At 62.4% G+C, this 24,460-nt stretch carries 27 protein-coding genes and 1 tRNA gene; 16 read left to right on the top strand and 12 right to left on the bottom strand.

All coding sequences use genetic code 11. The annotated features are described in order from the left end of the window. Positions 1–54: 54 nt before the first annotated feature. The 4 genes from CWE16_RS01740 (at position 55) to CWE16_RS01725 (ending at position 4,978) form a co-directional block, all read left to right on the top strand. Positions 55–798, top strand: a complete 744-nt coding sequence (locus tag CWE16_RS01740; RefSeq protein WP_131592454.1) for a calcium-binding protein — start codon at positions 55–57, stop codon at positions 796–798. A gap of 70 nt (positions 799–868) precedes the next feature. Beyond that, positions 869–2,362 carry a zinc-dependent metalloprotease family protein gene (locus CWE16_RS01735; RefSeq protein ID WP_161567551.1) on the top strand — a complete coding sequence of 498 codons (1,494 nt, stop codon included), beginning with the start codon at positions 869–871 and terminating at the stop codon, positions 2,360–2,362. Positions 2,363–2,468: 106 nt separating this feature from the next. Then, the gene (locus tag CWE16_RS01730) at positions 2,469–3,164 is read left to right on the top strand and encodes a lecithin retinol acyltransferase family protein (RefSeq protein ID WP_131592452.1); all 696 of its coding nucleotides are present in this window, start codon (positions 2,469–2,471) and stop codon (positions 3,162–3,164) included. 23 nt (positions 3,165–3,187) lie between these two features. Next, the gene (locus tag CWE16_RS01725) at positions 3,188–4,978 is read left to right on the top strand and encodes a DNA polymerase III subunit gamma/tau (RefSeq protein ID WP_131592451.1); all 1,791 of its coding nucleotides are present in this window, start codon (positions 3,188–3,190) and stop codon (positions 4,976–4,978) included. 3 nt (positions 4,979–4,981) lie between these two features. Here CWE16_RS01725 and CWE16_RS01720 read toward each other — a convergent pair whose 3' ends face one another. Continuing rightward, positions 4,982–6,307 carry a glycosyltransferase gene (locus tag CWE16_RS01720; protein WP_131592450.1) on the bottom strand — a complete coding sequence of 442 codons (1,326 nt, stop codon included), beginning with the start codon at positions 6,305–6,307 and terminating at the stop codon, positions 4,982–4,984. A gap of 24 nt (positions 6,308–6,331) precedes the next feature. Further along, positions 6,332–7,915 (bottom strand): SpoIID/LytB domain-containing protein, encoded by a 1,584-nt coding sequence (locus CWE16_RS01715; RefSeq protein ID WP_131592449.1) that lies wholly within the window; start codon positions 7,913–7,915, stop codon positions 6,332–6,334. A gap of 57 nt (positions 7,916–7,972) precedes the next feature. Here CWE16_RS01715 and rpmI point away from each other — a divergent pair, with 57 nt between their 5' ends. From rpmI to CWE16_RS01700, 3 genes are read left to right on the top strand one after another with little or no spacing between them, the layout of a single operon-like run. Continuing rightward, positions 7,973–8,170 (top strand): 50S ribosomal protein L35, encoded by a 198-nt coding sequence (gene rpmI / locus CWE16_RS01710; protein ID WP_131455152.1) that lies wholly within the window; start codon positions 7,973–7,975, stop codon positions 8,168–8,170. Positions 8,171–8,212: 42 nt separating this feature from the next. Next, positions 8,213–8,560, top strand: a complete 348-nt coding sequence (gene rplT, locus CWE16_RS01705; RefSeq protein WP_131455151.1) for a 50S ribosomal protein L20 — start codon at positions 8,213–8,215, stop codon at positions 8,558–8,560. Between the two features lie 29 nt (positions 8,561–8,589). Then, positions 8,590–9,162, top strand: a complete 573-nt coding sequence (locus tag CWE16_RS01700; RefSeq protein ID WP_131592448.1) for a tetratricopeptide repeat protein — start codon at positions 8,590–8,592, stop codon at positions 9,160–9,162. On the opposite strand, the gene CWE16_RS01695 is transcribed toward CWE16_RS01700, so the two are convergent. After that, complete coding sequence (locus CWE16_RS01695) at positions 9,130–9,651, bottom strand: hypothetical protein (protein WP_131455149.1); 522 nt, start codon at positions 9,649–9,651, stop codon at positions 9,130–9,132. The two genes, CWE16_RS01700 and CWE16_RS01695, sit on opposite strands and share 33 nt — an antisense overlap. A gap of 92 nt (positions 9,652–9,743) precedes the next feature. Here CWE16_RS01695 and CWE16_RS01690 point away from each other — a divergent pair, with 92 nt between their 5' ends. From CWE16_RS01690 to CWE16_RS01675, 4 genes are all read left to right on the top strand, one after another. After that, the gene (locus CWE16_RS01690; protein WP_131592447.1) at positions 9,744–10,571 is read left to right on the top strand and encodes a thiazole synthase; all 828 of its coding nucleotides are present in this window, start codon (positions 9,744–9,746) and stop codon (positions 10,569–10,571) included. Between the two features lie 90 nt (positions 10,572–10,661). After that, positions 10,662–10,829, top strand: a complete 168-nt coding sequence (gene psb34, locus CWE16_RS01685; protein ID WP_131592446.1) for a photosystem II assembly protein Psb34 — start codon at positions 10,662–10,664, stop codon at positions 10,827–10,829. A gap of 58 nt (positions 10,830–10,887) precedes the next feature. Further along, positions 10,888–12,084: an NAD-dependent epimerase/dehydratase family protein gene (locus CWE16_RS01680; RefSeq protein WP_131592445.1), complete on the top strand. Its 1,197-nt coding sequence runs from the start codon at positions 10,888–10,890 to the stop codon at positions 12,082–12,084. A 28-nt stretch (positions 12,085–12,112) separates the two neighbouring features. Beyond that, positions 12,113–13,258 (top strand): glycosyltransferase family 4 protein, encoded by a 1,146-nt coding sequence (locus CWE16_RS01675; RefSeq protein ID WP_131592444.1) that lies wholly within the window; start codon positions 12,113–12,115, stop codon positions 13,256–13,258. Positions 13,259–13,274: 16 nt separating this feature from the next. Here CWE16_RS01675 and mrdA read toward each other — a convergent pair whose 3' ends face one another. The 5 genes from mrdA to cbiD form a co-directional block, all read right to left on the bottom strand. After that, complete coding sequence (mrdA, locus tag CWE16_RS01670; RefSeq protein ID WP_236629506.1) at positions 13,275–15,113, bottom strand: penicillin-binding protein 2; 1,839 nt, start codon at positions 15,111–15,113, stop codon at positions 13,275–13,277. A gap of 22 nt (positions 15,114–15,135) precedes the next feature. Next, positions 15,136–15,495, bottom strand: coding sequence for a hypothetical protein (locus tag CWE16_RS01665; RefSeq protein WP_131592443.1), 360 nt, complete (start codon positions 15,493–15,495; stop codon positions 15,136–15,138). Between the two features lie 14 nt (positions 15,496–15,509). After that, positions 15,510–16,121, bottom strand: a complete 612-nt coding sequence (locus CWE16_RS01660; protein WP_131455143.1) for a hypothetical protein — start codon at positions 16,119–16,121, stop codon at positions 15,510–15,512. A 61-nt stretch (positions 16,122–16,182) separates the two neighbouring features. Next, positions 16,183–17,769 (bottom strand): glutamine-hydrolyzing GMP synthase, encoded by a 1,587-nt coding sequence (guaA, locus tag CWE16_RS01655; protein WP_131592442.1) that lies wholly within the window; start codon positions 17,767–17,769, stop codon positions 16,183–16,185. Positions 17,770–17,825: 56 nt separating this feature from the next. Further along, positions 17,826–18,977 carry a cobalt-precorrin-5B (C(1))-methyltransferase CbiD gene (cbiD, locus tag CWE16_RS01650; RefSeq protein ID WP_131592441.1) on the bottom strand — a complete coding sequence of 384 codons (1,152 nt, stop codon included), beginning with the start codon at positions 18,975–18,977 and terminating at the stop codon, positions 17,826–17,828. Positions 18,978–19,063: 86 nt separating this feature from the next. Between cbiD and CWE16_RS01645 the strand changes: the two genes are divergently transcribed. Both CWE16_RS01645 and CWE16_RS01640 read left to right on the top strand, forming a co-directional pair. Then, complete coding sequence (locus tag CWE16_RS01645; RefSeq protein WP_131592996.1) at positions 19,064–20,215, top strand: pyridoxal-phosphate-dependent aminotransferase family protein; 1,152 nt, start codon at positions 19,064–19,066, stop codon at positions 20,213–20,215. 44 nt (positions 20,216–20,259) lie between these two features. Beyond that, a tRNA-Gly gene (locus CWE16_RS01640) sits at positions 20,260–20,331 on the top strand. A gap of 22 nt (positions 20,332–20,353) precedes the next feature. Here CWE16_RS01640 and CWE16_RS01635 read toward each other — a convergent pair. The 3 genes from CWE16_RS01635 to CWE16_RS01625 form a co-directional block, all read right to left on the bottom strand. Continuing rightward, the gene (locus CWE16_RS01635) at positions 20,354–20,554 is read right to left on the bottom strand and encodes a hypothetical protein (RefSeq protein WP_131592440.1); all 201 of its coding nucleotides are present in this window, start codon (positions 20,552–20,554) and stop codon (positions 20,354–20,356) included. A gap of 171 nt (positions 20,555–20,725) precedes the next feature. After that, the gene (locus CWE16_RS01630; RefSeq protein WP_236629505.1) at positions 20,726–20,953 is read right to left on the bottom strand and encodes a hypothetical protein; all 228 of its coding nucleotides are present in this window, start codon (positions 20,951–20,953) and stop codon (positions 20,726–20,728) included. A 108-nt stretch (positions 20,954–21,061) separates the two neighbouring features. Next, a complete protein-coding gene (locus CWE16_RS01625; RefSeq protein WP_131592439.1) occupies positions 21,062–21,376 on the bottom strand; it encodes a chemotaxis protein in 315 nt (104 codons plus the stop codon). An 83-nt stretch (positions 21,377–21,459) separates the two neighbouring features. On the opposite strand from CWE16_RS01625, the gene CWE16_RS01620 reads away from it, so the two are divergent. The 3 genes from CWE16_RS01620 (at position 21,460) to CWE16_RS01610 (ending at position 22,849) form a co-directional block, all read left to right on the top strand. After that, positions 21,460–21,975, top strand: coding sequence for an AbrB family transcriptional regulator (locus CWE16_RS01620; protein ID WP_131592438.1), 516 nt, complete (start codon positions 21,460–21,462; stop codon positions 21,973–21,975). A 63-nt stretch (positions 21,976–22,038) separates the two neighbouring features. After that, positions 22,039–22,458 carry a DUF6554 family protein gene (locus CWE16_RS01615; protein ID WP_131592437.1) on the top strand — a complete coding sequence of 140 codons (420 nt, stop codon included), beginning with the start codon at positions 22,039–22,041 and terminating at the stop codon, positions 22,456–22,458. After that, positions 22,436–22,849, top strand: a complete 414-nt coding sequence (locus CWE16_RS01610) for a hypothetical protein (RefSeq protein ID WP_236629504.1) — start codon at positions 22,436–22,438, stop codon at positions 22,847–22,849. Before CWE16_RS01615 ends, CWE16_RS01610 begins: the two co-directional genes overlap by 23 nt. Here the strand turns inward: CWE16_RS01610 and CWE16_RS01605 are convergent. Next, positions 22,804–24,345: a DEAD/DEAH box helicase gene (locus CWE16_RS01605; RefSeq protein WP_201737956.1), complete on the bottom strand. Its 1,542-nt coding sequence runs from the start codon at positions 24,343–24,345 to the stop codon at positions 22,804–22,806. The two genes, CWE16_RS01610 and CWE16_RS01605, sit on opposite strands and share 46 nt — an antisense overlap. Positions 24,346–24,460: the final 115 nt, after the last annotated feature.

Below are 24,460 nucleotides of genomic sequence, written 5' to 3'. Positions count from 1 at the left end.
CCATCACAGTCACTGATCTGAGCCTAAGAGCTGAAGGAGCCTCATCCTTCGGCCATGGCAGAGCAAGTGGAGTCCCAGAGCAACACCCTTGAAGTCGTAGTGGTGCAGACCTCAAGCCGGTCCGCAGGTCGATCGGAGAGTTATCAAATCAACCACATCGCCACTGCCTCCAGCTCAGGAGACAGCCTTGAGGCCAAGCAACTCAACTTTGATCCCTCCCAACCGCCTGCTGAACAGATCCTGGTCATCGTCGGTTCTTGGCTCCAAGGCAGCGAGGGCTCCGACATCCTTCGCGGCTTCGCCGGCTGGGACATCCTCGACGGAGGTGCTGGCAATGACCTGATTCATGGCGGCAATGGCCGCGACATCCTCTCCGGTGGGATGGGAGCCGATGAACTTCATGGGGACTTCGGTCGAAACACCTACACCGATCAAGCCGACGGCTTTGTCGATCTCATCGCCATCAAATCCGACCAGTTCCTCGTGAACTGGTGGTACGGACAAGCCGGCAACAGCCCCAATGGTGAAAAGGCCGACATCATCGAAAAACTCGATGCCAATGACCAAATCAAAATCATCGGCGTCGCAACCGATCGTCTCTCCTTCTCCTCTGCCTCTGCTCACGGGCAAGACGGCATTGGCATCTTTGCCGACGGCGTCCTTGAGGCCCTCTACACAGGGGGCGACCTCTCCGCTGCTCAGCTCAGCTCCATGACCAGCGGCGACGCCTCGGATGACGCCATGAACAATCAGATTTGGTCATACCGATTTGGTCACACATTCAAACCCTTGCCCTAAGGCGCTTCAAGCGCGCGCAGCTGGAGCTCTCAGACAATCCTCACCATCAGCGCAAAGCATCCGCTTAGACTTGGGGAAAGCCTGGGAAAAGACAGTGCGTAGCCTTGACCCCGAATTCCTAATCGATAACAACCTAGCAAATGTAACGCAAAAGCTGCTGCAAGAAGACGATTACATCGATGTCTATCTGCATAACGCAGCTGGTCCTACAACAGTGGCTGGCGGAAGCTACGGATCTCAGGTCATTGAGACATTCACCTGGTCTGACTCAGACCTCAATTACGTCAAAGATTTTTACAACACGCTTGATGATGAACTGGAAATTGATTTCAGATTTACATCTGACCAAAAGTCGGCCGATGTAGCCATTTATCTCGACAAAGAAATCAATACTGGCTCAAGCAATAGCAACACTCTAGGACTCGCAGTCTCAAACTACACCAACACCAATGGTTATTTCTGGGAGGTGTATCTCAATCAACCAGCATTCAATGATTCAAGCGATGGCTATTTCCGGTACGCTCTCATTCATGAAATTGGGCATACGCTAGGACTAGAGCACCCCTTCGAGGACGGTGATGGAGACGCCGTCGATGGCATCACCGACCCATGGAAGAGTGCTTATCCAGAAGACACCGTTATGGCCTATCGGAATCCCGCCTCAGGGAACTGGCCCAATGACTTATCTGACAACGACTGGGCTGCTCTCTACAAGCTCTGGGGCCAAGCAATACCGCCATCGACACCACCGATCACTCCCAAGGAGTTGGTTTTTTCAGGCAGTAATGATGCCGAAACCATCGTGGCGACTTGGATAGGAAGCACAAATCTGACTAATTCAGCCACTGAAGATCTAGATGGGCTTGGCTACCAACTCACCGTTGAAGCAAGCAGTTGGACGGACACGATCACCGTCAACCGCGTTGCACAAGCCGGCAACGACGGAGACTATCTCCAAGCCAAGCAGGTCAATATCGATGACGGAACTCTGCCTTCTCTGCAGAGCTTTGAAAAAGCATGTTCGGTGCTGAATGGCAGCGATTCCTCCGACACTCTCCGCGGGCTCGCTGGCTGGGACATCCTCGATGCCAAAGGCGGTGATGACCTCGTTCACGGCGGCAATGGTCGCGACATCATCTCCGGTGGCTCCGGTTCCGATGAACTTCATGGGGACTTCGGTTGGAACACCTACACCGATCAAGCCGACGGCTTTGTCGATCTCATCGCCATCAAATCCGACCAGTTCCTCGTGAACTGGTGGTACGGACAAGCCGGCAACAGCCCCAATGGTGAAAAGGCCGACATCATCGAAAAACTCGATGCCAATGACCAAATCAAAATCATCGGCGTCGCAACCGATCGTCTCTCCTTCTCCTCTGCCTCTGCTCACGGGCAAGACGGCATTGGCATCTTTGCCGACGGCGTCCTTGAGGCCCTCTACACAGGGGGTGACCTCTCCGCTGCTCAGCTCAGCTCCATGACCAGCGGCGATGCTTCTGACGCCGCCATGAACAATCAGATCTGGTCCTACAACTTCGGTAACGACATCCCTCAGGTCCTCTGACCCTGTTGCGGATGACTCGGTGGTCTCCACACACCGACTCCACCCCCCCCTCCTCTCGCAGGTCGGGGGGTTTTTACTGAAAGCACCGCGCTTGAGAGCAATCCCCATGGCCGCCGCCGACCATCTCACGGTTCCCCGGCAGCACGGCCTGTTTCTGCATCACGGCATCGATCTGGGCGATGGCAGCGTGGCCCACTACCTAGAGGGTCGTGAAATCCTGCGCAGCTCTCTCCAAGAGTTCAGCCGCGGCCAGGAGGTCAGCGTGATCGACCACCCACAGGCCTCACCAGCGGGCATCACGCTCCGACGCGCCATGAGCCGCATCGGCGAGCAGAACTACAACCTGCTGTTCAACAATTGCGAGCACTTCGCCACCTGGTGCAAGACCGGTCGCCACCGCAGCGGCCAGGTGGAGGACTGGCTGCACACCGGCAGCTTGGGCGCCCTGGCCCTCGGTCAACTGATGCCCGCTGCCCTGCTCACGGGCCTGCGCCTGCTGCTGGGCAAAGGCCTGGTGGATCAGACCTCCCGCGATCAGGCACGCCGAGGCCTGAGCCAACTCGAGCAACTGCGTCAACGGCTGCTGGCAAAACTCGAAACAACCCTGGAGCAAGCGAAGGGGTGGTTGCGGGGCGGCCCCGATAGCGGCGCTTCGAATCGCGGTAACCGCCAGAGCCGACGCCTGCTCCAGGCCGGCCAGACCCTCGCGGATGAACTAGCCGCCGTGGAGGAACTGGAGCAACAGATCGTTGCGCTTCTGGAAGCCGCTGACACCACATCGGAACAAGGCAGACCTGAGTAACCTCTGGGTCCCGCCGGCAGCGCATGAGTCAGGCCTACCAGCCGCTGCATCACAAGTACAGACCTCAGCGGTTTGATCAGCTGGTGGGGCAGGACGCGATTGCCGCCACCCTCAGCCACGCCCTACGCAGCGATCGCATCGCTCCGGCCTATCTGTTCAGTGGCCCACGGGGCACAGGTAAAACGTCCAGCGCCAGGATCCTCGCCCGCTCGCTCAACTGCCTGAGCAGCGACGGGCCCACACCTGAGCCCTGCGGGACCTGCGAGCTCTGCACCACGATCGCCGCCGGCAGCGCCCTCGATGTGATCGAGATCGATGCCGCCTCGAATACGGGTGTTGACAACATCCGTGACCTGATCGAGCGCTCCCGCTTTGCCCCGGTGCAGGCCCGCTGGAAGGTGTACGTGGTGGACGAATGCCACATGCTCTCCACCGCCGCCTTCAACGCCCTGCTGAAAACCCTGGAGGAGCCACCACCGCGCGTGGTGTTTGTGTTGGCGACGACCGATCCCCAGCGGGTGCTGCCCACGATCCTGAGTCGCTGCCAGCGTTTTGATTTCCGGCGCATCCCCCTCGAGGCTCTCGAAGCCCACCTGCGCTGGATTGCCGAACAGGAAGCGATCGGGATTCAACCGGAGGCCCTTCATGTGGTGGCGCAAAGGGCCCAGGGCGGTCTGCGCGATGCCGAAAGCCTGCTGGATCAGCTCAGCCTGCTGCCACCTCCGATCGAAGCCGATGCGGTGTGGGAACTGCTGGGGGCCGTACCCGAACAGGAATTGATCCATCTCAGCGAAGCCTTGGCCGCTGGTGAGCCACTGCCTCTCCTGGAGAGCAGCAGGCGCCTGCTCGATCGTGGCCGCGACCCCGGAGCGGTGCTGCAGGGCTTGGCGGGAATCCTGCGGGATCTAGTGCTGATGGCCGCCGCTCCCGACAGGCCTGAACTCACCAGCGTGTCACCCCAGTTCCGGGATCAACTGCCGCCGTTGGCCCAACGCATCGGCCGGCAGCGGTTGCTCCAGTGGCAAGCACGCCTGCGTGGCAGTGAGCAACAGCTCCGTCTCAGTGTGCAGCCGCGTCTATGGCTGGAGGTGCTGCTTCTGGGATTGCTGGCGGAACCTGAGTCCCAGGCCCAGCCAACACAAGGGGTGCAATCAGCCCCTGCAAAGGCCGCGGTGAGCCTGCCCCCAACCCAGACACAGGCCCCAACGCCAGTCGCGGCAGTCCCTGAGCCCGTGACGGAGACAGCCACAGAGCCAGCTGCTCCACCCGACCCCACCAACCTGGGCGAGCTCTGGCAGCAGATCCTCGGGAGCCTGGAACTGCCCTCCACCCGCATGCTGCTCTCCCAGCAAGCCCAGCTGGTACGCCTTGATGCCCACCGCGCCGTGGTCCAGGTGGCCGGCAACTGGATGGGCATGGTGCAGAGCCGAGCCAGCCTGTTGGAGCAGGCGATCAGCCGCGCCCTGGGCGGCAACCGTCAGCTGGTGCTGGAAAACCAGAGCGGGACCTTGACCCCAGCGGCACCGGTCAGTCCGTCAGTCACCCCACTGAGCGAGCGCATGAAGATCACCGCGCCTGCCGAACCCGTCACAGGCCCATCCACCCCACAGACATCGCCCCCCATAGCAACTGCCACCATCCCCGATGCGAAACCCACCGGCGCTGGCGAACCTCAGCTGCCGGTGGCCCAAGTGCCCGACAACAAGCCAGTGGAGCCGCGACCCCTGAGTTCACCGATGGACGACAAAGTGAAGCGCTTCGCCGACTTTTTCAATGGCGATGTGGTTGACGTGGATCTCGACGGCCAGAGCTGAGGTTCAGGCCTCGACCGTCGCCTCGCCCCGGTGGCTGGTCTTCGCCCAAACCAGCCGCTTCGGGAACAGGGCCATTCGGGCACTCACCCAAGGAATCACCACAAACCAATGGCCTAAGTAGGCAATCGCCAGCAGCAGTGACAGGGGCTCGGGCCTCGGCAGCTCCGGGCCTTCGCTGGGCCGACGGCACCCACGCCAATAGGCCAGACCCGACACGCTGAACGCAACGATCGACAGGGGCCAGTAGGCCGGCACCGTGCGAGTCGCCGCACTGGTGAGTGCATCGGCGAACGAGACCACCGGCAGGGCGTACTGGAGCAGAAAGAAACAGGCGAGATCACGACGCTGACTCGGGCTCAACCGACTCGACAACAGCTGGGGCCAGTAATCGAAGAAACGCTGAAGACCTCCTTCAGCCCAGCGCTGCCGCTGCTTCCAGAGCGCCGACACCGACTCAACAGCCTCCTCTTGAACAGGTGGATCCCAGAGCAGGCCGATCCGAGATCCCTCGGTCAGGAGGCGAAAGCTGAGGTCGAGATCGTCGGTGACCGTGTCTTCGTTGAAACCTCCGCAGGCCTCAAGGCTGCGACGGCTAAGCAGCTGACCGTTCCCGCGCAGCTCCATCACGCCGCCACCCAGCAAACGCCCCTGCTGAATCAAGGCGTCGAGGGCCATTTCCATGGCCTGAACGCGCGTGAGCAGACTCTGACCCGCATTCACCACCGCTTTGCGCAACTGCACAGCCGACCAGCCGCCACCCAGCGCATAAGGCAACAAGCGCTCGAGCACGTCCTCCTGGAGCTGAGCATCGGCATCCAGCACCAGCAACCAGTCGCCGCGAAGCTGCTTGAGCACGGCGTTTAACGCACCCGACTTGCCGCCACCGGCTCCGCGCGGACGGTGCAGCACCCGCAGTTGGGGATGCTGCTGCTGCAACCCGTCAAGAATCGCCCCAGTGCGGTCCTGACTGCCGTCATCCACCACCCAGAAGCTGAGCCTGTCAGCGGGATACCGCAGAGCCGCTAGCCGTTCCACCAGCCGAGCGATCACAGCCTCCTCATCACGGGCACCCACAACCACATCCACCGCAGGCCAGCTGCCGGTATCCAGCGGCGTAGTTGCACTGCCTGGGTCAACAGATTCCGCACCGCGTCCTCGCAGCACGGTTCGCAAGCCATAACCACCCAGCACCACGGCGAGGGTGATCGCCGGCAGCAGACTGCGGGCGGGGTCCAACCAATGGGGCGCCGCTCCAGCACAGCCACAGGCAGCTAGGAACAGGGCCGTCTTGCCGCGTCGGTGATCGCCAGTCACTGCGGCCACGGCCATGAAGCATCCCGGAATGCCGGGACTCTAAGAGGCCTTCCTGAGAGCCGACAGAGGAACAAGCGTTGTGCCGGGGTAGTAGTGCTGCAGGATGCGCTCCACCGACCAGCCCTGACGGGCCAGATCAATCGCTCCAGCCTGGGAGAGACCGGCCCCGTGGCCGAAACCACCGCCCCGGAAACGCCAGACCCCGGCACCAGCAGGCTCCACCACCATCAAGGTGCTGGGAAGACGTCGCAAGCTGCGGCGGATCCCATCCAGTCGCAGCACCACGGGTGAGCCAGGACCATCTCCAACCACTTGTAAGGCCAAAACCCGACCACTCGGACCCCGCTCCAGCACGCTGACCGCTTGCACCACCCCAAGGCGGGGCGCCTGAGCAGCCAAGGCCCCCTGCAGTTGAGCCGCGCTGTAGGTGCGGGTCCAGCGGAAGCGGGGATGTCCGGAGCCATAGGCGCCAGTTGACCTCTTCAGCAAGGCCTCGACCGCTGCCTGATTCGGCACGGGGACGAGCACGGACCCGGTCCAGGCCTTGCCACCATCAGCCTGGCTGCGCAGATAAGGCACAGATGGCATCGCCCAGGCCTCGTTCACTCCCGCCATCACCCCACCGTTGGATGCGTGATAAACGGCACTGATCGGCGAACCCTGCCACTGGAGCACCTGACCAGCCGTGGCCTTGATGGCCTGACGCACCGATGCCCCGGCCTGCCGAGGATCGCTGTACACCTGGCACTGGGTGTCGCTGCAGAGGTGATAGCCATCGATCGCGAAACGATGGCTGTTAGCAAGCGCCCAGGTGCGGGCCAGCACCGCCTGGGCCTCAAGTGCCGCCGCTGGCGAGCCGGCACCGATCTCATGGGGCACCACCCCTTCCAAATAACGCTCCAAGGGCACCTGCTCCAGCAATGTCCAGCTGCCATAGGCATCCGCCTGGAGCCGGAAGGGTCCGCGCATCACGCCCCCCTTCCAGCGCAGACCGTCGGGGGCCTCAATCAGCAGAGGTCCCTGAAGCGTTCGGCCACCTTGGGCCCCTTCCAGCACAGGCTGAATGGACATCGTCAACGTTTCCCTCACCCGACGGACAGGAACATCCGGGAGCGGCAGCGCTGCTTCAGGGGCCCAAACCTCCCATTCATTGGGATGGGCCACCAGGGCCTGCACTCCCTGGCCGCGCCAGCGGGTGGCCACCCGCTCGGCGGATTCAAAACTGGCAAAGGGTCCAGCCACCTGACGAGCGAGCTCCAATGGCGCTTGGCGGGGGACCGAACGCCAGCTGAAGCTGAGACGGGCAGCGGTTTGCAACGGCTCCTTGATCCCTGAAGACCGCAACACCAGCGGAGCGACTCCCGCGCTTTGCAGGGTCAACAGGGGCACCGGCGCCCCCTGGCCAGCACCACGACCGAGATGGTCCTCGAGGGCCACCCAGAGCCGATCCTTCCGTGCTGAGGGCGGCTGCGCCACCACGCGGTGGGTAGGCCGCTCGACGGAGGACTCCATCGGGGGCGGTGCCTGCAGCTCCTGGGCCCGGCAACCACCTGCAACCGCTGCGATGAGCAGGAGTGCCTGCAGGATCAATCCCTGCCTCAGAGCTGCAGAAGGGCGTGGCATGGATGGGGGGAGGTTGAGGGCGTATTGTTGTCGTTTGTGCCACGCGCAGCCAGAGACATGCCCAAGCTCAAGACCCGCAAAGCTGCCGCAAAGCGGTTCAAGGCGACGGCAACTGGCAAATTCATGCGTCGCCGGGCCTTCCGCAACCACCTGCTCGATCACAAGAGCCCGAAGCTGAAGCGCCACCTGGGCACGAAGGCTGTTGTGGACCGCACCGATGAAGATCGTGTGGCCCTGATGATGCCCTACGCCTGAATTCCAAGGCATCTCAACGTTCGATTCTGATTTCTTACCCGAATGGCCCGCGTCAAGAGAGGCAACGTCGCCCGCAAGCGTCGCAACAAGATCCTCCGCCTAGCCCGTGGATTCCGCGGAAGCAACGGAACCCTGTTCCGTACCGCCAATCAGCGGGTCATGAAGGCTCTCTGCAATGCCTACCGTGATCGCCGTCGTCGCAAGCGCGATTTCCGCCGCCTCTGGATTGCCCGCATCAACGCTGCGGCCCGCCTGAACGGTCTGAGCTACAGCCGTCTGATCGGTGGTCTCAAGAAGGCCGATGTGCGCATCAATCGCAAAATGCTTGCCCAACTCGCCGTGGCCGATCCCGGCACCTTCACCACTGTGGTGACGGCCGCCAAGGCTTGAGCTCAAACTGATCCGAGGAGCCCTTCGTGATGGACATCCTCGTTCCGCAGACCTACCTGCTGGGTCTGATTGCACTGCTGGCGATCGTGGCTGTCGTGGTCGGTCGCCAGCTCTTGCGTGTGCGCCGTGATGAGCTTTCCCTCATCCGCCTTGAACAGGACGGAGCTGCCTCATCGCGTGATGCAGGTCAGCTCTATGAGCTCGCCTCCGTTCAGCTGCGCAAACGCCTCTATCCCCAGGCCACCGCCAATCTCAGGCAAGCCCTGAAACGACTCTCCGGAGAACCGGATGAAGCTCGAGCCCTGGTGGAGAACGCCTTAGGCTTCTCGCTCGCAGCCCAGAAGGACTTTCAGGCAGCTGTGAAGCACTACAAATCTGCTCTCCAGGCCAAGGCCGACTATCCCGTCGCCCTCAACAATCTGGCCTTCGCCCAAGAGCGTCTCCTGCAACCGGAAGAGGCTGCTGAGCTGTATCGGCGTTGCTTGAGCCTCGAACCCAACAATGGAACAGCCAAAAAACGGCTCAAGCGGATCGAACAGCGCTTGAGCCGAAAGCCTGAAAGCGGCAATTCACCAGAGACCGCGAACGGGAAGGGATTCTGAAGCCGGGCAACTGGCCGCAAGGTTCAAGCGACCACCAGGGCTGGTCATCCGCGGAGCCATCCAACCGGCGAGGGTTGCCCCCTGCAATCCCAGAAAGGCACCGCCTGGCTCGAGGCCGGCGGTGAGCTGATCGGACAGGGGCAGCAGATCCAGCTGGTCGGATTTGGCGTTGAGGTTGCCCTGCACCGCCGTGGTCACCTCGCCGATCCGCATGTCGCCACGCACCGCCACCATCTGACCGAAGGGCTGCACACTGGCCAGCGTCACCTGCACCGGCAGCTTTCCGCCGCCCTCAAAGGAGCGGTAGGAGCCGCACCACTGGCGGGGCATCGCGGCTGCCAGGGAGGCTGCACGGGCAATCGGATCGAAATTCTCGACAGACCCCTCAAGCACCATTGGCACTGCCAGCTGGGAGGCATCCAGGGGCAGCTGGTTCTCAAAGACCACCGGAGTCTCTACCGGCAGATCCACGGCGACTGGAATCGGCATGCATAGAAATGGATGATGGGCGCACGGTAGAGCCATCCGATCCGACGGGAACGCTCCCTGATCCGGTTCTCACACCAATCCGCCGCAAGCCCATGGATCCGACTCCACAACCCGTCAAGCCACAGCTGAACGACGACCCGCTCTTGATTGGAGGCCGCGCCTTCAGGAGCCGTCTGTTCACCGGGACGGGCAAATACCCGGATCTGGCCACGATGCAGGCCAGTCTCGAGCGCTCAAGTTGTGAAATGGTCACCGTCGCGGTGCGTAGGGTGCAGGCCGTAGCCGAAGGCCATGCCGGCCTGATGGAGGCGATCGACTGGTCTCGAATCTGGATGCTTCCGAACACCGCCGGCTGCACCACAGCCGAGGAAGCGGTCCGGGTTGCCCGCCTCGGCCGGGAGCTGGCCAAGCTTGCCGGCCAGGAAGACAACAACTTCGTGAAGCTGGAGGTGATCCCCGACAGCCGCCACCTCCTGCCCGATCCCTTCGGAACCCTGGAGGCCGCAGAGCAGCTGGTGAAGGAGGGCTTCACCGTGCTCCCCTACATCAATGCCGATCCGTTGTTGGCACGACGACTCGAGGCGGTGGGATGCGCGACGGTGATGCCCCTTGGCTCACCGATCGGCTCAGGCCAAGGGCTGCGCAATGCGGCCAACATTGCCCTGATTATCGATAACGCTGGCGTGCCTGTCGTGGTGGATGCGGGGATCGGAGTACCCAGCGAAGCGGCCCAGGCCCTTGAGATGGGTGCCGATGCCGTGCTCGTGAACAGCGCCATCGCCCTGGCGGGGGATCCCGCCACCATGGCCGAAGCGATGGCTGCTGCCGTGCAGGCAGGCCGATGGGCCCGCATAGCCGGACGCCTGCCTCTGCGCCAGGACGCCTCAGCGAGCTCACCCAGCACCGGCCAGGTCAGGTAACGAACGATCACTGGCCATGAAGCTGCGTGGCAGAAGCGCACCAGAACAGGCCTGCGCCCATAGGTTCCTGCTCAGATGCAATGCCTGGCCATGCAGGTCACCCAAGAAGACGGCGGCCGCCTGAATGCCTTCGCAAAAGAACCGCGAATGGAAGTGATGGCTGAATCATCCAGCCGCAGCAACGCCTCCCGCCTGCTGATCATGGCCGGCGCCGTGCTTGTGGTGGCCCTGATGGCGGTCTCCGTGGCCATCAGCTGAAAAGCCTGTAGTAGCTTGCCTCAGATCAGCGGCTCGCACGCTTCAGCAGGAGTTTGGGGTGAAAGTTCTCGTTCTCGGCGGTGACGGCTTCTGTGGCTGGCCGTGTGCTGTGAACCTGGCGGATCAGGGCCATGAGGTCGTGATCATCGACAACCTCAGCCGCCGCAAGATCGATATCGATCTCGAAGTCGAGTCGCTCACACCAATCACCAGCATCGGCGTACGCCTTCAGGCCTGGCAGGACACCGGCGGCAGGCCCATGCGCTTCGTGCACATGGACATCGCCCATGAGTATCAGCGGCTGCTCGATCTGCTGATCGAAGAAAAGCCCGACTCCGTGGTGCACTTCGCTGAGCAGCGGGCCGCTCCCTATTCCATGAAGAGCAGCGCCACCAAGCGCTACACCGTTGACAACAATGTCAATGGAACCCACAACCTGCTGGCCGCCATCGTGGAGAGCGGTCTGGATATCCATGTGGTGCACCTCGGCACCATGGGCGTCTACGGCTATGGCTCCCATCGGGGCGCCACGATCCCCGAGGGATATCTCAAGGTTGAGGTGCCCCAACCCGATGGCAGCCGATTCGAGGAAGAAATTCTCCATCCCGCCAGCCCGGGCAGCGTCTATCACATGACCAAGACGCTCGATCAGCTGCTCTTCCTCTACTACAACAAAAACGATCTGGTCCGAATCACCGATCTCCACCAGGGGATCGTGTGGGGCACCAACACCGATGCAACGGACCGCGATCCACGTCTGACCAACCGCTTCGATTACGACGGCGATTACGGCACGGTGCTCAACCGCTTCCTGATGCAGGCAGCCATCGGCTACCCACTCACCGTCCACGGAACCGGCGGCCAAACCCGCGCCTTCATCCACATCCGCGACTCCGTGCGCTGTGTGCAGTTGGCGCTCGACAATCCTCCATCCAAGGGAGAACGGGTGAAGATCTTCAACCAGATGACCGAAAGTCATCAAGTGGGTGAACTGGCCAAGAAGGTGGCCGCGCTGACCGGCGCTGAGATCAACCACCTGCCTAACCCTCGCAACGAGGCCGTGGAAAACGACCTGATCGTGGACAACCGCTGCTTCATCGAGCTGGGTCTGAACCCCACCACCCTTGATGACGGCCTGCTCAAGGAAGTGGTGGAGATCGCCACCCGCTACTCCGACCGCTGCGACCGCAAGCGCATCCCCTGCGTGTCAGCCTGGACCAACAAACAGGCAGAAGCGATCGGGGTCAAGACCTGAACGCTCCCCCTGCACGCCCGTTGAACCCGTGAAGATCGCCTTTTTCACCGAAACGTTTCTGCCGAAGGTGGATGGGATCGTCACCCGTCTGACCAAAACGGTGAAACACCTGGTGGATGCCGGCGATGAAGTCCTGGTGTTCTGTCCGGAGGGAGCGCCCAGCCACTACATGGGTGCTCGGGTCATGGGAGTGCCGGCCATGCCGCTGCCCCTGTACCCCGAGCTGAAGCTTGCCTTGCCCAGGCCTGCCGTGTCGGAAGCCATCGACGCCTTCCAACCGGATCTGGTGCACGTGGTGAATCCGGCTGTGCTCGGGCTTGGAGGCATCTGGCTGGCAAAAAACAAGTCGATCCCCTTGATCGCGAGCTACCACACCCACTTACCCAAATACCTCGAGCACTACGGCATGGGCATGCTCGAGCCCCTGCTCTGGGAACTGCTCAAAGCCGCCCACAACCAAGCAGAACTCAACCTCTGCACGTCCACCGCCATGGTGAAAGAGCTGAGTGAGAAGGGCATCCAACACACCGCCCTCTGGCAGCGCGGGGTCGACACGGATCTGTTCCGTCCGGAGCTGCGTCAGGCCGACATGCGTCGCCGCCTGCTCGGTGAACACGATGACCGTGGCGCCCTGTTGCTCTACGTGGGTCGCCTTTCCGCAGAAAAGCAAATCGAGCGCATCAAGCCCGTGCTTGAAGCCCTGCCGGATGCACGCCTGGCCCTGGTGGGCGATGGCCCCCACCGCCAGCAGCTTGAACGCCATTTCGAGGGAACCGCCACCACCTTCGTGGGCTATTTGGCAGGTGAAGAGCTGGCCAGCGCCTACGCCAGCGGCGACGCCTTCCTGTTCCCCTCCAGCACCGAAACCCTCGGACTGGTGCTGCTGGAAGCGATGGCCGCCGGTTGCCCGGTGGTGGGTGCCAACCGTGGCGGCATCCCTGACATCATCAGCGATGGCATCAACGGCTGCCTCTACGAGCCCGATGGCGCTGACGGTGGAGCCGCGAGCCTGATCAACGCCACCCAACGCTTACTCGGCAACGATCTCGAACGGCAAGCCCTGCGCCGTTCCGCGCGCAGCGAAGCCGAGCGCTGGGGGTGGGCCGGTGCCACCGAACAACTTCGCACCTATTACCGGGGCGTGCTCAAAACCGATCAGATCAGCGCCGCCTGATCAACACCCCTCCGAATCAGGGCCTAGCCCCACGCTTGCGGTTCCAGACCTCCATGACCTTCTTGGCCATCGGAAGGGCATGGACGGAGCCACCACCCGGGGTGTTCTGGGCGAAGGCCACAATCACGATCTGGCCTTCCGGATAGGGCGCATAGGTGGCGAACCAGGCGTGGTCCGGGCCGCCGGTGCTGTCTTCCGCTGTTCCCGTCTTGCCACCAGCGGGAGGAATTCCAGGCCCGTTCAAACCGGCACCCGTGCCATCAGAGACCACCTTGCGCAGGCCTTCGCGAATCTTGGCGAGGGTGGCGGGTTTCATCGCCACCTTGGTGCGACGGGAGGGACTGGTCCAGTCGAGACCCTGATCAGCCAGATGAGGCGTGACCAGCCAACCGCCATTGGCAAACACGGAGTAGGCCCGCGCCAACTGCAGAGGAGTGATCTGCACCACCGACTGCCCAATTGACGCACTGGCCATGTCCTCCGGGATCCAGGGGGTGGTGCCTGGCTTCGCCCAGCCACGGCCAGCCGCGGCCCAATCCTGATCACCCACAAGACCAACGCTCTCCTCCCAGCCGATCTCAATGCCACTTTTGCCACCAAAGCCAAGGGCGGTGGCGGCCTTCTTCAGGGCCTTGGAACCGGCCCCAACACCCACCTGATAAAAGAAGGTGTTGCTCGAGAAGCGCAGGGCATCGGCGTAACCGATCAGGCCGAACCCGGCTCCGTTGTGATCGGGAAAGCAGTGGCCGCCATAGGTGATGCAGGCAGCGGTCTGCAACTTCGTTTCAGGGGGGAACTTACCGGACTCCATCCCGGCCATGGCCGTCACCGCTTTCCAGGTGCTGCCAGGGTCATATGGATTCATCGCCCTGCTCAGGAGCGGTTTAGCCGGATTGGAGAAGAGGGCGTCGTACTCCTTCTGGGTGGTGACCAGCTTGGAAAAGAAATTGGGATCGAAATTGGGTTTGCTGGCTAGAGCCAGCACAGCTCCAGTGCGGGGATCCATGGCCACAATCGCTCCGCCTGGTTTGTCCGCCAAAGCCTGCTCCGCCACCTTCTGAAGATCGAGATCCAGCGTGAGCGTGAGATCCTTGCCGGCCACAGACGGCCGATCGCCAAGGCTGCGCTGCACCTCGCCCATGGCATTGACCTCGAGCATCTGACCACCCCACTTGCCCCGCAGCTGACGTTCGTAGGCGGCCTCGACGCCGGTGCGTCCGATGCGATCACGGATCTTGTAGCCCTTGTCGGCCAGCTGTTTGTATTCCTGCTCAGTGATCGGCTGGGTGTAACCGAGAGCATGGGCCGCCAGAGTGCCGTAGGGATAGGAGCGCAGGATGTCCACATCCACCTGGGCCCCCTTCAACCCAAGCGCCTGCTCGCGGAAACGCAGCACCTGCTCCGAAGTCAGATCCGTGCCCAGGGTGATCCGATAACCATCCCGATCCACCCCCTGAGCACGCCTCTGATCAAGCTCAGCAGCCGAAAGGTTGAGCAATGTCGCCAGGCGATCGCGCAGATCGGGCCACTGGCGGTCACTCACCAACCGCGGCTCCAGGTAAAGCGAATAGGTGAGCTTGCTGGAGGCCAGAACCCGTCCCTCGCGATCGAGCAGACGACCGCGGATGGGGGAACGGGGGACCAGGCGGATTCGGTTCTCATCCGCCAGTTCCCGGTAGTGGGCCCCCTCGAACACCTGCAGCCAGGTGAGGCGAGCCAGCATGGCGCCGCAGAACACCAACACCACACCCAGCAGCACCAGGGGCTGCTGGTTGAGGCCGCTGCTACGCGACTGGCTGCTGCGCGATTGGCTGCTACGCGAGCTGTTGCGATTGCCGAGGCCGGATCGTGCCATGAGATCTGCCGTCCGCGCCCCCTCAGGAGGCCATCAGCTGGCGCAGTTGCGCCAGCTGATCATCAATGCGAATCAACACCCGCTGTAATTCAGCCCGATCATCAGCGGCCGGCTCCGGTGCCACAGGATCCACTTCCACCGACACCTGCATCACCGGATTACCAAGCCCCGGGCTCACCTGATCCAATCGATCACGAAGCTCACGAGCTCCTGGTTCTCCCTCGGTGCGCAGATCCTGAAAAGGATCCGCCGATGTGGTGAACGTCTCCACCAGGCCAGCAGCGCCCCCACGGCGGACCCGTTCCACCAGGGCCAAACCCATCGGCAACACGTCCTGCATCAACGTCAGCCGGACAGCATCCAGGGGGCGTGGGTCGGCCATGGGCCAGGGCGCGTTCAGCGTCCTCCAGTCTGCTCTGCAGGGAGCACCAGCGTGGGGCAACTTGACTGAGAAGCCCCAAAGGTCCAGCCACCAACCGCGGCAAGCACGATCACAGCCAGCATCGGCACCATCGCCTGTCGGGTGGTTTCCTGCACCAACCATTCCCGCCAGCCCCGCAGGAAGCGGTCCCGGGCGAAACGACGCCGGTCACGCTCCTCCTGCTTGAAGCGACGGCGATAGGACTTCTCCACCCAACGCTCAAAGGACCGCTTTTTGGTGATCGCCATCTTGCGCTCGACCTCCAGCAGCTGGCCGGAGGTGAGTTCAGGGTGAAAAGTGCTGATCAGTTCCAGGCTCTTGAGGAACATCTCCACAGCACCATCCTTGATCTGGAGCGACTCCTCATCGAGAAGATCCCAGGCCAGCTCGGGGTAGAAGCGACTGCGGTTCTGTCGAATCTGCTCCTCACTGAGCTGACCGGGCTCCCGCAACCAGCGATCGGTGTTGCTGTCGAAACGCCGCCAGTACAGGAACGGATTGATGTAGATCGTCTTACCTGCCAGCTGAATGCTGTCCTGCTGCAGTCGGCGCTGCAGTTGCAGGTCCTGCTGTTGGGCAGCGGTCACACCATTTCAGGCCGGGGGCTCAGGGTATCGGCAGCCAGGGCCGATCACCAGCCCCCACCACTCATTCCCACTCAATCGTTCCGGGCGGCTTGCTGGTGATGTCGAGCACCACCCGGTTCACCCCTTTCACTTCATTGACGATTCGGTTGGAGATCCGTTCCAGCAACTCGGCCGGTAGTCGCGACCAGTCGGCGGTCATGCCGTCCTCGCTGGAGACACATCGGAGCACGATCGGCCAGGCATAGGTGCGCTTATCACCCATCACCCCCACCGAACGGACCGGCAGCAGCACAGCGAAGGCCTGCCAGATCTCGTGATACAGCCCGGCCTCCTTGATCTCCTCACGCACGATCAGATCGGCATCCCGCAGGCAATCGAGCTTCTCGTTGGTGACCTCCCCAAGGATGCGAATCGCAAGACCAGGGCCCGGGAATGGATGGCGACGGACGATCTCCTCCGGCAGCCCGAGACTGCGGCCGACCTTGCGCACCTCGTCCTTGAACAACTTGCGCAGGGGTTCCACCAGCTTGAACTGAAGGTCCTTGGGCAGTCCACCCACGTTGTGATGGCTCTTGATCTTCACCGCCACCCGCTCCCCAGTCTTGGGGTCGACGTTGGTGCCGGCGCTCTCGATCACATCGGGGTAGAGGGTGCCCTGGGCGAGGTAATCAAAGGGTCCCAGCCGCCGGCTCTCCTCTTCAAACACCCGGATGAATTCCGTGCCGATGATCTTGCGCTTCTCTTCCGGATCGGTGATGCCATGGAGCTTGTCGAGAAATCGCTTACGGGCGTTGATGTACTCGACGTGAATGTTGAACTTGCGATCGAAGAAGTCCATCAGGAACTCCGGCTCCCCCTTCCGCATGAAGCCCTGATCGATGAACATGCAGGTGAGCTGATCTCCGATCGCCTTCTTGAGCAAAAAGGCGAGGGTGGAGGAATCGACACCACCGGAAAGAGCCAAGAGCACTCGCTTGTCACCCACCTGCTCCCGCACAAGGGCGACGGCCTCATCGATGAACGCAGCGGTGGTCCAGTCGGGCTCACAACCGCAGACGTGATACACGAAATTGCGGATCAAAGCCATGCCGCAGGTGGAATGCACCACCTCGGGGTGAAACTGCACGCCGTAGAGCCTGCGGTTGTGGTTCGCCACCGCAGCTTCCGGGGTGTTGGCGGTGTGGGCCAAACGCACGAAACCCGGCGGCAATGCCTCCACGGAATCCCCATGGCTCATCCACATGGTCGAACCATCGTCGACGTTGGTGAGCAGATCTGTGGGATCGTCCACCACCAAAGGAGCCTTGCCGTATTCGGCCTTGCCGGTGGCCGCGACCACCCGACCACCCAGCTGCTGCACCATCAGCTGCATGCCGTAGCAGACCCCGAGCACCGGAATACCCAGATCCCAGATCGCTGGATCGCAGAGGGGTGCCCCGTCGGCATACACCGAGCTGGGCCCACCGCTCAGGATGATCCCCTGCGGCGCCAGCTGTCGTAGCTCCTCAGCCGTGGTGCTGTAGCCGATCACCACCGAGAACACCTCGGTTTCGCGCACGCGCCGGGCGATCAGCTCGGAATACTGGGAACCGAAATCAAGGATGACGATGGCCGGCTTGCGCTGACCATCGGGCTGGATCTGGGACATCTCGGCAGGTTGGTCGGAACGGATCGACCGTCGTGCCCTTCAGCGTAATGAAAGGGTCAGTGGGGGTCTTCGAGCTCCACACCCCAGCACTCCAAGAGAGCCAGGCCCCGTGGGCCGGCCCAACGAAGCCGGCGGGAGCGGTCAAAGAGCACCGCGCCGATCTCTAGAGGCCATGAGCCGTAACGGGCGAGGTAGCTCTGGCTTCGGGCTTCGACAGCGCCGGCGATCGCTTGCCAGAGCGCCCTTGTGCGTTCCCGATTCCAAGCGTCCAACTCCTGCAGAGCCACCTCCACGGAAGCGAGCTCCAATAGAGGCCGCACCCGCTCGGCGGGCCAGCCCTGTTCAATCGCGAGGGCCATGAGCACCTCGAGCCGGCCATCCGCCAGATGGTGATGAGTGTGAAAGATGCCACCGGCCAGCTTGATCAATTTGCCGTGGTAGCCAAGCAACAGCAGGTTCTGCACACCGACTTCCGCTGCCGCCACTAGCAATGGACCGATCCAATTGCCCGCCTTCAGCACGGGAGCCTGATCCGCCAGTCCGCTGCGACGAGCCAGGTCCCTGCCGTTCTCACCGATCACAAGCACCAGGTCGCCCTTGAATCCCGCTGACTGGGTCAGGGCGCGGAGCTGGTCCAGGGTGTGAGCGAGCTGCTCCGGTGAGGCGCTGGCCTGCACCTCGGCCTGGGTTCCGATCAGGGCCAATCCATCCACCACCCCGAAAGCGGCATTGCTGGTGCGCTCCGCTAGAGAGCGACCGACCGGAAGGATCAGATCCAGGCGCAGACCATGACCCTCCGGGAGCAACGGCCGGAGATTCAGCTCCAGAAGGCGACGGGCGAAATCGGAAATACAAAGCTGCTGATCAGCCTCGAGGCGCCCGACCCCCTCCCCTGGAATCAGCTCCAACCAGTCAGCGCCTTGCGACTGCCTACGCCAGGAAGCCCGTACCCAGATTTCGAGATCTCGGGTCAGATCCAACCCTGGACCGGGATCACAACGACTGATCGCCAACGCGTCACGGCCGGGTCGTAGAGGAGCGCCGGACTGGACGGCCACAATCAAGGGATCCGAACGGTCAGGAACCTGAAGGGTCTGCCGGGCCTGGAAGGGCTCACCACACAGGATCTGCAGCGCAGCACGGGCCGCCGCCGCCACCCAGATGGGCAGGGTCAGTCCCGACTGATCCCGAGGAAAGGTCTCAGCCATGGCAGTCACAACCAGCCGTCCAGTGAGGAATGGGACAAGCCCTGTGAAGATCGTTTTTTACAATGGCCGATTCCCGATCCGAGACCGTGCAGGACAAGCTCACCCTGATGATCCCGGGCCCGACGCCGGTGCCTGAAACGGTTCTCAAAGCACTGGGGCGACATCCCATCGGTCACCGCAGCGGCGAATTCCAAGCCGTGGTCAAGCGCACCACCGAACAGCTCCGCTGGCTGCACCAGACCACAGGGGACGTGCTGGTCATCACCGGCAGCGGCACGGCGGCGATGGAAGCGGGAATCATCAACACCCTGAGCCGCGGTGACCGGGTTCTCTGCGGTGACAACGGCAAATTCGGCGAGCGCTGGGTGAAAGTGGCGCGCGCCTACGACCTGGACGTAGAGGTGATCAAAGCGGAGTGGGGACAACCTCTGAATCCCGAAGCCTTCCGCAGCGCCTTGGAGGCCGACACCGAGAAGCGCATCCGTGCAGTCATCCTCACCCACTCGGAAACCTCCACAGGGGTGATCAACGACCTCGAGACGATCAGCCGTCATGTCAAAGCCCATGGCACAGCGCTGACGATCGCCGACTGCGTCACCAGTCTGGGAGCCAGCAATGTGCCCATGGATGCTTGGGGGCTCGACGTGGTCGCCTCCGGCTCTCAGAAGGGGTACATGATGCCGCCGGGTCTGAGCTTTGTCGCCATGAGCGAGCGCGCTTGGCAGGCCTACGAGCGCTCCGACCTGCCGAAGTTCTATCTGGATCTCGGGCCCTACCGGAAAACAGCAGCGAAAAACAGCAACCCGTTCACTCCGGCGGTGAACCTCTACTTCGCTCTGGAGGCTGCGCTGGACATGATGCAGGCGGAAGGCCTCGATGCGATCTTTGCGCGTCATGCCCGCCATCGAGATGCTGCTCAGGCGGCCATGAAGGCGATCGGCCTGCCTCTTTATGCCGCTGAAGGACACGGCAGCCCGGCGATCACCGCCGTGGCTCCAGAGGGCATCGATGCCGAAGTGCTGCGCAAGAGCGTCAAAGAACACTTCGACATCCTTCTCGCCGGCGGTCAGGATCACCTCAAGGGACAGGTGTTCCGCATCGGCCATCTCGGCTTTGTCTGTGATCGCGATGTACTCACAGCCGTGGCCGCCATTGAGGCCACGTTGCAAACCATGGGTCTGCATAAGACGAGCGTGGGCGCCGGCGTGGCCGCTGCCGCTGCCGCCCTTCACTCCTGATCCAGGCAAAAACCATCGGCGGCAGTGACTTAAACTGCCGCTATGCGGGTGTAATTCAGTGGTAGAATGTCAGCTTCCCAAGCTGAACGTCGCCGGTTCGAGTCCGGTCACCCGCTTGTCGAATTCAAGGCTCTCGGCTCACTGCCTGGGCTTGATGAGTTGCATCACCTGAGGGCCAACGCCGCCAGCCCGTCGTTCCTGTTCAAGACCTTTCAGGATCAGAATTCCTGATGCGCTGATATTGCCAGCATCTGCTTCGTGGCGAGCCTGCTCAAATAGACGGTTGGCCTCATTCAAATGAGACTGACGCTGATCAGGGCGAGCCGCTGGCGGGGCCATCGCTGATCTGATCGACGTCGATCTGATCAATGTGGATGTCAATTCTGTTGCTTTGATCTAATCAGAATCCTATCGCTGTTCTGAGCAACAACCCACCCAGATCTGTTAATTCAGGGCATGAAAACGATTGAGGCCCATGCGCCGCATCGCCACAGCCTCAACGCTGCACGTTTAGGTGCCAGGCTCTTCAACGTTGCCACCCAGAGCATCAATCTGAGCTCTAAGCAGCGCTGAACGACCCTCGTCACCACGGGTCATCGCGACGGCCAGGGCGAATTCCAGCTTTTCAAGCTGATGTCCTCCCTCAATGAAACCCTTGCGGTTGCAGCTGAGGGACGCCGTGCGACCCAAGCGAACCGAACCTGCTGGAGCACAGGAGCTGGAATTAGAGAGTGCCATGGTTGGCTTTCTTTTTATTTTGACACCCCTGGCCAGCCCGCTGCGATACCGACCTGTTCCTCAAGCAACCCCTTGATCAAGCAGCCCGTTCATCAAGCAGCCCGTTCATCAAGCAGCCATGGCCTCATCGTGGTGCTCGTGCTCGCCATGCTGTTGGTCGTGCTGGTGCTCCTCCTCTCCATGGAGCTGAGCAGGTTCCGACTGAAGGAGCAGTTCACGGCAGTCCTGGAGAATCTGATCGACTCCATCGAGGCGCTCGATCTCCGCAACCGGCATGGCCTGGGCCTCCTGCTGCTGACGCAGTTGCAGATCCACGCTCTCCAACCGCTGCTCCAGTTTCACCAGACGCTGAGAGAGCGCGTTGAGGGTCTGGGCGACATCCTCAGCCGTACGGGTGATTCGGAAGGACACGGATTGGGTCATGACCGGGGGAAGACCGGAGGGAATGAGCCGATGACAACACATCGCAGATCAGACTGGAAGTCTTCCCTGATCGGAATCCCCCCATGCCCGCTCCGGCAACGCTTCTGGTCTATCTCTTGGCAGGAACAAGCCTCGGTCTTCTGGCCCTGCGCACCGGCATCCCGGCGGCACCACTCGCTGGCGCTCTCCTTGGTGCCGGATTGGTGAGCATGAGCGGTCGGCTGCCCCAGGCGGAGTGGCCCCCTGGAACCCGCACCGCCCTCGAAATCGGAATCGGCACCGTGATCGGCACCGGCCTCACGCGGGAATCCCTGGACCAGCTTCAGCAGCTCTGGCGCCCGGCAATCCTGATCACCGTCACCCTGGTGATGACAGGCCTGGTGGTGGGGCTCTGGACCAGCCGCCTCCTCGGGATCGATCCAGTGGTTGCGCTGCTGGGAGCCGCTCCCGGCGGGATCAGCGGCATGAGTTTGGTCGGTGCCGACTTTGGCGTTGGAGCCGCCGTGGCCGCGCTCCATGCCGTGCGCCTGATCACGGTGCTTCTTGTTCTTCCGCTTGTGGTGAAACTGCTGGTCCCCCTAGGCATGGGCGAGTCCTGAATGGACTCTGGACAGCGACCGGGGAATCGATACGTTGGCGCAGTTCGTCGACAACGTCCAGCTATGGCCAGGATCCAGATCCGTCTTGCAACCGTCCTCACCCTGGCCGGACTCGCCGGGCTCAACCTGGTGGCGAGCGGCGTCAAAGCAGCTGATAAGCCCGAACTCAACAAAGGCGCCCAGATCTACTGCTTCATGCGCAGCAACGGGAACGACCACTCCGTCAGCTGGGAAGCCTCTTATGCCCTGGTGAAGCGTCAGGGCAATAGCGTCTTCAAAACCTCCCCAGAACATGCTGCTGTGATGATCACCGAGGCTGTGGTCAACGATCCCGGCAGTTATCCCGACTGCGGTCGCTATCTCGGTGACCTGTTCGGGGCATCCGGCGGCTCCGCCAAGCTTCCCCAGGATCAACCCAAGACCAAGTCCTCCAGCTCCGGCTCCTCCTCGAATACCTACGGTGATCAGCGATACAGCTACTGAACCCAGACACCTTGTGGTCGGCCTACTTCTGGCCGGCCTGTTGGTCTCAGGCTTGGGCTGCAGTAGCCGCTCAGCCCCGACCCGCAAGGCCAGCGATCCTGAATTGCCCGCCCAGGCCTGCCTGGAAAACCTTGATCTCAATCGACTCGAACGGGCGCTGCGCCGCTGCAATGCTGTGGTCGATCTCCATCGCAGCGACCCGGGTCCGCTCACGGATCGCTCGCTGCTCTACACGCTGCTCGGCCGCCTCGATCAGGCCTGCAGCGATGTCAACCAAGCCATGCAGCTGGTGAACAAGCAGGGGAAAGCCGCCGACCCGATGATCAGCCATGAGCTGAAGGTGCGTCAGGCGTCCTGCAAACAGCGCAGCAGCAGCGCGGGCAAGGGCTGACGCTCCAGGGTCAGGCTTCTGGGGCCCAGCAAAATCTCAATCTGGCGCGCCTTACTGGCTACGAGCGCATCCACCAGCTGATCGGCTAGCCCCAACTGCAACCAGTAGCTGATCAACCCCCCATCCATCCCAAGTCGATGGCAGCGGTCCTCGGCCTGATCCACAGCTCCAGGGGTCCAGGGCCGTTCCAGCAACACCACCCTGCGGGCCCGATGCAAGGTGAAGCCAAGACCGCCGGTGCCATAGGTACTCAGCAGCAAATCGGTCTCACCCGCCTGAAAGCGATCCACCACCCCCTGACGATCCTCAGGTCGCAATCGCCCGCTCAGCACGACACCCCCCAGGCGCTGCTGCAAAAGATGCAGGGGCTCCACAAAGCTGCTGAAGAGCACAACCGCCTGTCCCTGGCGACGCAGTGTTTCCACCAGGCTGGCCGCCGCAGGCAATTTGAACTCCGCAGCAATTCGGCGCAGGGCCGTCAGCACAGCAAAGGATTCCGCATCGGAGCGCACCGATCCAGCCCGCACCCTTCGGCGGTACTCCTCAATCACCTGAGCAAGACGGTGATCCATCCCGCGGGCCTCAGCATCCTCCAGCTGGAGAGGCTCAAAGCGCCGCTCCTTCGGCGGCAGCCCCAAAAGGCGCTGCTTGCGCCGATGGAGCACCAGCGGGCGGGTGAACCGTCGCAACTCCTCCAACTGACTAGCACCGCCGGCCTGCCAGCGCCGCTGACCAGCCTGCTCGCGCCAATGACCCTGGCAGTAACGCTCCTCAAACTGGCGTTGATCTCGGGCGATCGGATGATCAATCGCCGCCAGTAATGGATAGAGCTGATCGGGCCGGCCATTCTTCATCGGCGTGCCCGTGAGCAGCCAGATCGCCCGCAACCGGGGGTGACGGGCGAGGCGCAGCAGAGCCTGGGTGCGCTGGGCCTGCATCGACTGGCCGAAATGGGCCTCATCCACCACCAGCAGCGTTCCCGCCTCGGGCAGGTCGTCAGGGAGTCGAGCCCAACTGAGCAAGGTAGGGCTGAGCCCCAGGGCATCAGCCTCCCGCCGCCAGTGGTCATGGAGTCCGACCGGGGCCACCACCACCAGCTCCAGCGGGAGGGCACGTTGCATGGCACGAGCCGCCAGCAGGGCGGTGAGGGTCTTGCCAAGACCCATCTCATCGGCGAGGACCGCGCCTCTGCGGGCCAGCAACCATCGGGCACCACTGCGCTGATGGGGAAGCGGCTGACGTCCGTCAGGCAGCGCCTGATCCAGATCGGCCAATGCCACCAACTGGCGATGGGAAGGCAACGGCGGCATCGGATGCTGATGCCAGGCCATCCAGCGGGCCAGATCGTCGCGCACCGGAAACCGCGGGCCCAGCTGGGCCTGAAGCTCCTTGGCCGCGGCCATGGGGAATTCCCAGCCTCGCTTGGCACCGCGCCACATCCCCCGGGGTCGGATCCGTCGGATCTGAGCCTGGGTGACGGCATCAAAGGGATGCATCACCTGCACAAGACCTGCAGGAGAGAGCCCGAGATAACACTGCGATGCCGTTGTTGAAGCCGTGGCTGAATCAGTCAGCAAAAACCATCTTAGGGCTTCTCAGCCAAGGCACAAG

It is taken from the genome of Synechococcus sp. BS55D (assembly GCF_004332415.1).
Lineage (GTDB): Bacteria > Cyanobacteriota > Cyanobacteriia > PCC-6307 > Cyanobiaceae > Synechococcus_C.
Note: the sequence above shows the minus strand (reverse complement) of the source record. Positions and strands in the feature narration are given on the sequence as shown.

What these genes read in the sequence shown, in the direction of transcription:
- CWE16_RS01740 (WP_131592454.1), top strand. Translation starts at nt 55, where the DNA reads ATGGCAGAGCAAGTGGAGTCCCAGAGCAACACCCTTGAAGTCGTAGTG.
- CWE16_RS01730 (WP_131592452.1), top strand. Translation starts at nt 2,469, where the DNA reads ATGGCCGCCGCCGACCATCTCACGGTTCCCCGGCAGCACGGCCTGTTT.
- CWE16_RS01725 (WP_131592451.1), top strand. Translation starts at nt 3,188, where the DNA reads ATGAGTCAGGCCTACCAGCCGCTGCATCACAAGTACAGACCTCAGCGG.
- CWE16_RS01720 (WP_131592450.1), bottom strand. Translation starts at nt 6,307, where the DNA reads ATGGCCGTGGCCGCAGTGACTGGCGATCACCGACGCGGCAAGACGGCC.
- CWE16_RS01715 (WP_131592449.1), bottom strand. Translation starts at nt 7,915, where the DNA reads ATGCCACGCCCTTCTGCAGCTCTGAGGCAGGGATTGATCCTGCAGGCA.
- rpmI (WP_131455152.1), top strand. Translation starts at nt 7,973, where the DNA reads ATGCCCAAGCTCAAGACCCGCAAAGCTGCCGCAAAGCGGTTCAAGGCG.
- rplT (WP_131455151.1), top strand. Translation starts at nt 8,213, where the DNA reads ATGGCCCGCGTCAAGAGAGGCAACGTCGCCCGCAAGCGTCGCAACAAG.
- CWE16_RS01700 (WP_131592448.1), top strand. Translation starts at nt 8,590, where the DNA reads ATGGACATCCTCGTTCCGCAGACCTACCTGCTGGGTCTGATTGCACTG.
- CWE16_RS01695 (WP_131455149.1), bottom strand. Translation starts at nt 9,651, where the DNA reads ATGCCGATTCCAGTCGCCGTGGATCTGCCGGTAGAGACTCCGGTGGTC.
- CWE16_RS01690 (WP_131592447.1), top strand. Translation starts at nt 9,744, where the DNA reads ATGGATCCGACTCCACAACCCGTCAAGCCACAGCTGAACGACGACCCG.
- psb34 (WP_131592446.1), top strand. Translation starts at nt 10,662, where the DNA reads ATGCAGGTCACCCAAGAAGACGGCGGCCGCCTGAATGCCTTCGCAAAA.
- mrdA (WP_236629506.1), bottom strand. Translation starts at nt 15,113, where the DNA reads ATGGCACGATCCGGCCTCGGCAATCGCAACAGCTCGCGTAGCAGCCAA.
- CWE16_RS01665 (WP_131592443.1), bottom strand. Translation starts at nt 15,495, where the DNA reads ATGGCCGACCCACGCCCCCTGGATGCTGTCCGGCTGACGTTGATGCAG.
- guaA (WP_131592442.1), bottom strand. Translation starts at nt 17,769, where the DNA reads ATGTCCCAGATCCAGCCCGATGGTCAGCGCAAGCCGGCCATCGTCATC.
- cbiD (WP_131592441.1), bottom strand. Translation starts at nt 18,977, where the DNA reads ATGGCTGAGACCTTTCCTCGGGATCAGTCGGGACTGACCCTGCCCATC.
- CWE16_RS01635 (WP_131592440.1), bottom strand. Translation starts at nt 20,554, where the DNA reads ATGGCCCCGCCAGCGGCTCGCCCTGATCAGCGTCAGTCTCATTTGAAT.
- CWE16_RS01630 (WP_236629505.1), bottom strand. Translation starts at nt 20,953, where the DNA reads ATGGCACTCTCTAATTCCAGCTCCTGTGCTCCAGCAGGTTCGGTTCGC.
- CWE16_RS01625 (WP_131592439.1), bottom strand. Translation starts at nt 21,376, where the DNA reads ATGACCCAATCCGTGTCCTTCCGAATCACCCGTACGGCTGAGGATGTC.
- CWE16_RS01620 (WP_131592438.1), top strand. Translation starts at nt 21,460, where the DNA reads ATGCCCGCTCCGGCAACGCTTCTGGTCTATCTCTTGGCAGGAACAAGC.
- CWE16_RS01615 (WP_131592437.1), top strand. Translation starts at nt 22,039, where the DNA reads ATGGCCAGGATCCAGATCCGTCTTGCAACCGTCCTCACCCTGGCCGGA.
- CWE16_RS01605 (WP_201737956.1), bottom strand. Translation starts at nt 24,345, where the DNA reads ATGCATCCCTTTGATGCCGTCACCCAGGCTCAGATCCGACGGATCCGA.